The sequence below is a fragment of the Rossellomorea oryzaecorticis genome (genome assembly GCF_038405515.1).
Lineage (GTDB): Bacteria > Bacillota > Bacilli > Bacillales > Bacillaceae_B > Rossellomorea > Rossellomorea oryzaecorticis_A.
Window position 1 is genome coordinate 223,606 of record NZ_JBBYAF010000001.1, and the last position, 7,018, is coordinate 230,623.

Below are 7,018 nucleotides of genomic sequence, written 5' to 3' on the forward strand. Positions count from 1 at the left end.
TTTATGATTTACAAAACTATTGTCTAGAGGCTGGGGAAGGGGAGGAAACAGCTTGCAAAGGGTGATCAAAAAAGAAACTCTGGCTGAACAGGCTTTTAACCTGATCAAGAAAGACATCATATCAGGAAAACTGGCACCGGCAGAGGAGCTTCCTGAAAAAAAGCTTGCACAGGAACTTGGTATCAGCAGGACACCTGTCCGGGAGGCGCTGACAAGGCTTGCTGTGGAGGGGCTGGTTGTGTTATCCGATCAGAAGATAGCGACCGTAGCCTCATTTACAGAAGAAGATGCCATGCATTTTATGGAGATTCGTACACTGTTGGAGGTTTATAATCTTGAAGCGACTTTTCCGTTATTGGATGAAGTGTTTGAGGGATTAAGAGAAAACTTGGATTTACAATTGAAAGCGATTACAGAAGGGTGCTATGAAGAATTTATCGATCTCGACCGGGAATTCCATTTGTTATTGGCCGGTGAAAACCCCAACCCTAAGCTAAGGGCTTTAATCCATTCGGTTAATACCGGGGTGAACAGGGCGTTCCTGGTTCTGTCGAATACGCTGCAGTTAAGTGCCATGGAAGCATATGAAGAACACAAACGCATAGTGGATGCATTGGAAAGTGGAGTGGTTGAAGGGGCCAAGATAGAGATGGCCAACCACATGAAGAATATTTCACGGAGAATCAAAGGCTATTACTTGGAGGAGGAAGAGAAATGAAAAAATACTTGATTTTATTATTGATGGCGGTCTTGATGATGGCTGCATGCGGACGTCCAAGCACTTCATCCGGCAGTGAGGGAGAAGGCGAAACATACACGATCCGTATTGCTCACCTTGTACCTGAAGAACAGTCTTCCCATGTTGCTGCTGAGATGTTCAAAGAAAAGCTTGAAAAAGAATCTGATGGCCGTATCAAGGTTGAACTATATCCAAATGGCCAGCTGTATGGTTCTGATCGTGAGGCAATCGAGGCGGTTCAATTGGGCAATATCGAAATGACGATCCCTGCTGTGGCTCCGCTTGCTTCTTTTAATGAAAAGTTCATGGTGTTCGACCTTCCATTCCTGTTCAACAACAATGAAGCTGCCTATAAAGCCCTGGATGGTGAACTTGGTCAGGAACTAATGAAGGATCTCGAAGAAAATAACATTAAGGGTCTTGTCTTTGGGGAAAATGGTTTTCGTCATATGTCGAATAACAAAGGACCCATTGAAAGTCCTGAAGACATAGAGGGGCAGAAGTTCAGAACGCTTGAAAATCCTCTTCATACGGATACATTCAAAGCATTTGGCGCAAATGCATCACCATTTGCATTCGGTGAACTGTACACGGCTCTTCAGCAAGGTACATACGACGCAATGGAGTGTCCGGTTTCGCTTTATTATACAAACAAGTTCTATGAAGTACAGGATTATTTATCAATGACTGGTCATGTGTACGCTGCAACGGCTCTGTTGATGAACAATGATTTTTATAATGAGCTGCCTGAAGATTTACAGAAGCTTGTCACTGAAGCATCCGAGGAGTACAGGGAAGAACAGCGCGGACTGGCTCAAAAGCAGGACGTTGAGTTCCTTAAGAAATTGAAGGAAAGTGGTATGGAAGTAAATGAATTAACCGATGAACAGAGGGATGAATTCCGTGATGCAGCATCCTCTGTATACGACAAATACGTAGACCGCATTGGTCAGGATTTAGTGGACAAGGCATTGGAAGCGAACAACTAATCATCGGTATGAAACAAGGGATCAAGGCTCACCTTGATTCCTTGCTTTTTTAGAAAAATAGGAAAGTATAAATATAATTCGAGAATGATCCAGCTCCAGCGCCTAGCCCCTCGAGACGTTTCGGTCCGCCCACTGAAGTCAAAAAGCGACTTCACCGGTCGGCCCTAAAGCGCGTCGGGGCTGATCAAGGCGCTTGCGCTTTTCTTAGAAAGGAGCTTCTTAGATGAAAAAGAAATTCGATGTAATGGAAGAGACGATTCTTGTTTTGACGCTGGCCTTGATGGTGGCTCTCATTTTTGGACAGGTGGTGGGGCGTTATGTGTTCTCTTCTGCACCTAGCTGGACAGAGGAAATGGCCCGTTATATACATATATTCCAGGTGTGGATCGGTGCAAGCTATGCCGTGAAAAAGAGGCAGCATATCCGTATTGAAAGTTTTATTGAGCTTTTCAAAGGCACAGCCAGAAAGGTGATTGAAACAGTTGCTCTCATCATTTGGTTTCTGCTTGCCCTGTTTCTTGCCGTCTTTGGGACTCAACTCGTTCTTGCAAGCCTGCAAAATGGGCAGGTAACCCCGGCCATGCAGCTGCCGATGTGGATTCCTTTCATTGCGATACCTCTTGGAGGAGGAGGAATGGCGCTCCGGCTGCTGCAGCAAATGGTGACCATTTGGCGAAATAGTGATGATTCTCCTTCAGGGGAGGTGAGGGTATGACAGTCGCCTTGTTATTTGGCACCCTTGCCGTTTGTTTATTGATCGGGGTGCCGATTGCAATTTCATTGGGGGTATCGGCGCTCGTGGCTATTTATTTCGGATCCACTTTGCCGCTCGATATCATCACCCAAAAAGCGTTTACATCACTCGATTCTTTTCCATTACTCGCGATTCCTTTCTTTATGCTCGCCGGGATTCTGATGGGGAAGGGCGGGGTTTCACAGAGACTCTTGAACCTGGCCACGGCGATGGTTGGCTGGATGACTGGCGGGCTTTCGATGGTCACCATCGTGGCTTGTATGTTTTTTGCTGCAATTTCAGGTTCTGGTCCTGCAACCGTAGCAGCCATAGGCGGCTTTATGATCCCGGCAATGGTTGCACGCAAATATGAAGGCGGCTTTGCTTCGGCAGTGGCAGCTTCAGCGGGCTCAATCGGGGTCATCATCCCTCCGAGTATCCCATTTGTATTATATGGGGTTATCGGAAGCGTATCGGTGGGCAGCATGTTCCTTGCCGGTATCATCCCTGGGATCCTGATCGGGGGAGGGCTTATGTTCACGGCCTATATCATTTCACGAAAAAGGGGTTATAAGCCTGAAGAAGCCATGCCTTTCCGTTTTAAAGATGTGTTGAAAGCGACCAATGAAGCAAAATGGGCGTTACTGATTCCGGTCATCATTCTTGGCGGGATTTACGGAGGCGTATTCTCTCCGACTGAAGCAGCTGTAGTGGCTGTGGTCTATTCATTGGTGGTAGGTTTGTTCGTTTATAAAGAGCTGACCTGGGAATCCGTTTTTGAATGTTTCCGTGAGGCGGTTGTGATCAATGCCACAACCATGATTATCATCGGTCTATCGGTTTCCTTTGCCTACTTTATGACGTTGGAACAGATTCCAACCGATATCTCTGACTTTTTAACTGACTTATCAACGAATCCGATTATTATTTTACTTGCAATCAATATCCTGCTATTAATTGTGGGTATGTTTATCGATACCATTTCTGCCCTAGTCGTTTTAACGCCGATCCTGCTGCCGATTGTGACTGCCGTAGGGGTAGACCCGATTCATTTTGGGGTGATTCTGGTGGCAAATCTAGCAATCGGTTTTATTACACCTCCTCTTGGAGTGAATCTCTTTGTGGCATCAAGCGTGGGCGGCGTTCGTTTCGAGAAAATTGCATGGGCGATCGTTCCGTTCCTGATATCGATGTTTATCTGTCTTCTTGTTATTACATTCTTCCCGCCTCTGACCCTTTGGTTACCGGGATTGATGAAATAGGTTAGGTATGTGAAAGGTGTGTGAAAGGTTATGTCGTTATCAATAAATGCAGCAGCACAAGGGTTGGTCATTCCGGGTATTCGACAATTCTCAAATCAGCTCGTTCTTTATCCGAATGCCATAAATTTGACCATAGGCCAGCCTGACTTTCCCACACCGGAAGCGGTGAAGGAAGCGGGTATCAGAGCAATAGCTTCGAATCAGACGATCTATTCGCATAATGCCGGTTTGCTTGAGCTGCGCGTGGCCATCCGTGATTTTTTTGCCGAGTCATATGGACTTGATTATGATGCTGAAACGGAAATCGTTGTCACGACCGGTGCCAGTGAGGCGCTGGATTCAGTGTTCAGGACGATTTTGGAAGAAGGGGATGAGGTGATTCTTCCGGCGCCGCTTTATTCAGGCTACGAACCAATCATCACGATGTGCGGGGCGAAGCCGGTTTATTTGGACACATCCCTTACTGGGTTCAAGCCTTCTCCTGAAAAATTGGAAGCCTTGATCAATGAAAATACCAAAGCGGTTCTCTTTAATTATCCTTCGAATCCTACCGGAGTGTCCCTCAGTAAAGAGGAGATGGACGAGCTGGCATCACTGATCGCAAAGTACGACCTTTTCATCGTTTCGGATGAAATCTATAGTGAGAATACACTGGAAGGGGAGCATCAGACGTTTGCTTCGTATGCTCAGTTAAAGGAACGGTTGTTTCTCATTCATGGCCTGTCCAAATCCCATTCGATGACGGGCTGGAGAATTGGTTTTGTCCTTGGGCCTGCCTTCATCATGGAGCATGTCGTTAAGGTCCATTTATACAATGGGGTTTGTGCATCGGTACCGGGACAGTACGCAGCGATCGAAGCACTGACGAACAACAGGCATGTTCCCGCCCAGATGAATATCGCTTACAGGGAACGGCGGGATTATGTTTACAGGCGTTTGACGTTAATGGGCTTTGATGTCGTCATGCCTAAAGGAGCCTTTTACATTTTTCCTTCTATTAAACAGTTCGGCGTGCCTTCGCTGGAATTTGCGACGCGGCTTTTAAGGGAAGCGGGGGTAGCTGTTGTGCCCGGTAGCTCGTTCACTGAGTTTGGTGAAGGGTATATCCGTATTTCTTTTGCATACAGCATGGAATTAATTAAAGAAGCGATGAACCGGCTGGAGTGCTGGCTTAATCAGGAGTTTTTGTAAATAAGGAGGTCATATCATGAGACATTGGGGGACACCTGATACATTGCGGGCGCTGCTATGTGAACTGGTCAGCTGGCACAGCAGGACGCTGACTGAGGGAGAAATCGAATTTCCGAAAAAAGTGTATGAGAAGATGGAGGCTGTTCCATATTTCCGTGCGAATCCGACTCATCTTCACCTTGGTGATGCCGATTATGGAAGGCGGTTTTTTACAGCGCTATACAAGCATGAGAAAGCTGAAAAGACCATCGTCCTCATCAGTCATTTTGACACAGTGAGTACGGAGGAATATGGGGAGCTCGAAGCCCTTGCCTTTCACCCGGAGCAGCTGACAAAAGAGCTGAAGAATTACATGGATGAGCTCCATCCGGATGCACAGAATGATTTGAAATCGGGAAACTACCTGTGGGGAAGAGGGACGATGGACATGAAGGCCGGATTGGCCATTCATATGGGCATTATTGAAAAAGCTGCCGATGAAGGCTGGCCGGTCAACCTTGTCCTTGTAACTGTACCTGATGAAGAAGTGAATTCCTCCGGGATGAGAGAGGCTGTCGTTCATTTGAATGAACTGAAGGAAGTGCATGGCCTCGACTATACCTTGTTCTTAAACGGAGAACCGGTGTTTTCTCAAAACCCGACTGATACGTCTTATAATGTATATTCAGGAACCATCGGGAAGATCATGCCCTCCGCTCTTTTTTATGGAAGGGAAACGCATGTCGGTGAACCGCTGAGCGGGATGACATCACCGTTCATCGCTTCGTTCCTCACAAGGAAAATGGAATGGAATCCTAGGTTTAAGGAGACCGATTTTGGTGAAACCACCCCGCTGCCTGTGACCTTGCAGCAGGATGATTTGAGGTTGAACTATTCTGCTCAAACGCCGTTTGGAACCGCTGCTCTATACAATGTTTTCACAATGAAGAAGACAGCGGCGGATGTCATGAATGAATTTGAACAAGTCGCCTTGTCTGCAGCGGCTGAGTGCAATCAGTGGTACAGGGAACTGTGTGAACGGGAAGGGATTCCTTCTGTTGGTGAAGTCGGGGTACTTCGGTACTCAGAACTGGTTGCCTATGCGGAGAAGAAGCTCGGCAGGGACTATATTGTAGCCCTCAAGCATGATATCGGCGGCCACGAAGGAGACGACAGGGAAAAGTCTTTTAAGATTGCCGATACGCTCATGATCAATTGTCAGGAGCTTGCACCAGCGATGGTCATCATGTTCACGCCGCCCTATTATCCGCCCGTAAATACGTCTGAGCATCCGCTGGTGTTAGAGTGCGTTGAAGCTGTGGTAAAGTCTGCGAAGGATCACTTTGATCTCCCGGTCGAACAGATTCATTACTTCAACGGCATCTCGGACTTGAGCTATGTCAATTACAAAGATGAAAATAAAGGCTGGGCCGTCTATGAAAAAAATACCCCGGTTTGGAATACGACCTATTCCATTCCATTCGAAGAGATGCATAAGCTTGAAGGTCCTGTCCTCAACGTAGGCCCGTTCGGTAAGGATGCGCATAAACGAACCGAACGACTTCACATTGAAAGTGCCTTCGTGAAGACGCCTGTGTTTGTAGAAGAGGTGATAAAGACTGTTATGGGGAGTGGGGCGTAAGACAGGTCCGGTGTCCCATTTTTTTGAGTTTTGAAAGGCTTTAGAAATGGGGCAGGTTGCCTGTCCTATTTCAATAGTTCTGTACGAATTTAAAGTAAATTTAGATATGAAGTTGACAATTGAATTAGAAATTGATAGATTAATAGAGGTCTTGATAATGTGGTCAATACCATTCAGGTTTTGGTTATAAACCGGAGGATTAGCTCAGCTGGGAGAGCATCTGCCTTACAAGCAGAGGGTCGGCGGTTCGATCCCGTCATCCTCCATTTAGGATTTTTTACGGAGCGTTAGCGGAGTAAAAAGATCCTTCCTTAACCTTGCGCAGCGAAGCGGAGCATCACTACGCATTAAGGATGATATCTAAATCTGTTAATATGTAACCAATCAAACGGAGGAATACCCAAGTCCGGCTGAAGGGATCGGTCTTGAAAACCGACAGGGGTGTTAAAGCCCGCGGGGGTTCGAATCCCTCTTCCTCCGCCA

Annotated in this window: 6 protein-coding genes and 2 tRNA genes; all 8 read left to right on the forward strand. The window is 46.7% G+C overall.

Annotated features, from left to right (window positions below; translation table 11 throughout):
* Positions 1-61 precede the first annotated feature (61 nt).
* The 8 genes from AAEO50_RS01015 to AAEO50_RS01050 all read left to right on the forward strand — a co-directional run bounded on the left by AAEO50_RS01015 (position 62) and on the right by AAEO50_RS01050 (position 7,018).
* The gene (locus tag AAEO50_RS01015) at positions 62-718 is read left to right on the forward strand and encodes a GntR family transcriptional regulator (protein ID WP_341979488.1); all 657 of its coding nucleotides are present in this window, start codon (positions 62-64) and stop codon (positions 716-718) included.
* Positions 715-1,728, forward strand: a complete 1,014-nt coding sequence (locus AAEO50_RS01020; protein WP_341979465.1) for a DctP family TRAP transporter solute-binding subunit — start codon at positions 715-717, stop codon at positions 1,726-1,728. The genes AAEO50_RS01015 and AAEO50_RS01020 overlap by 4 nt, the downstream gene beginning before the upstream one ends.
* Positions 1,729-1,951: 223 nt before the next feature.
* Complete coding sequence (locus AAEO50_RS01025; protein ID WP_341979467.1) at positions 1,952-2,443, forward strand: TRAP transporter small permease; 492 nt, start codon at positions 1,952-1,954, stop codon at positions 2,441-2,443.
* Positions 2,440-3,723 carry a TRAP transporter large permease gene (locus tag AAEO50_RS01030; protein WP_341979471.1) on the forward strand — a complete coding sequence of 428 codons (1,284 nt, stop codon included), beginning with the start codon at positions 2,440-2,442 and terminating at the stop codon, positions 3,721-3,723. Before AAEO50_RS01025 ends, AAEO50_RS01030 begins: the two co-directional genes overlap by 4 nt.
* A gap of 30 nt (positions 3,724-3,753) precedes the next feature.
* The gene (locus AAEO50_RS01035; RefSeq protein WP_341979473.1) at positions 3,754-4,914 is read left to right on the forward strand and encodes an aminotransferase class I/II-fold pyridoxal phosphate-dependent enzyme; all 1,161 of its coding nucleotides are present in this window, start codon (positions 3,754-3,756) and stop codon (positions 4,912-4,914) included.
* A 16-nt stretch (positions 4,915-4,930) separates the two neighbouring features.
* Entirely contained in the window at positions 4,931-6,535 is a 1,605-nt protein-coding gene (locus AAEO50_RS01040) for a M20/M25/M40 family metallo-hydrolase (protein ID WP_341979475.1), read from the forward strand.
* A 193-nt stretch (positions 6,536-6,728) separates the two neighbouring features.
* Positions 6,729-6,801 (forward strand) — tRNA-Val (locus AAEO50_RS01045).
* Between the two features lie 124 nt (positions 6,802-6,925).
* Positions 6,926-7,018, forward strand: a tRNA-Ser gene (locus AAEO50_RS01050).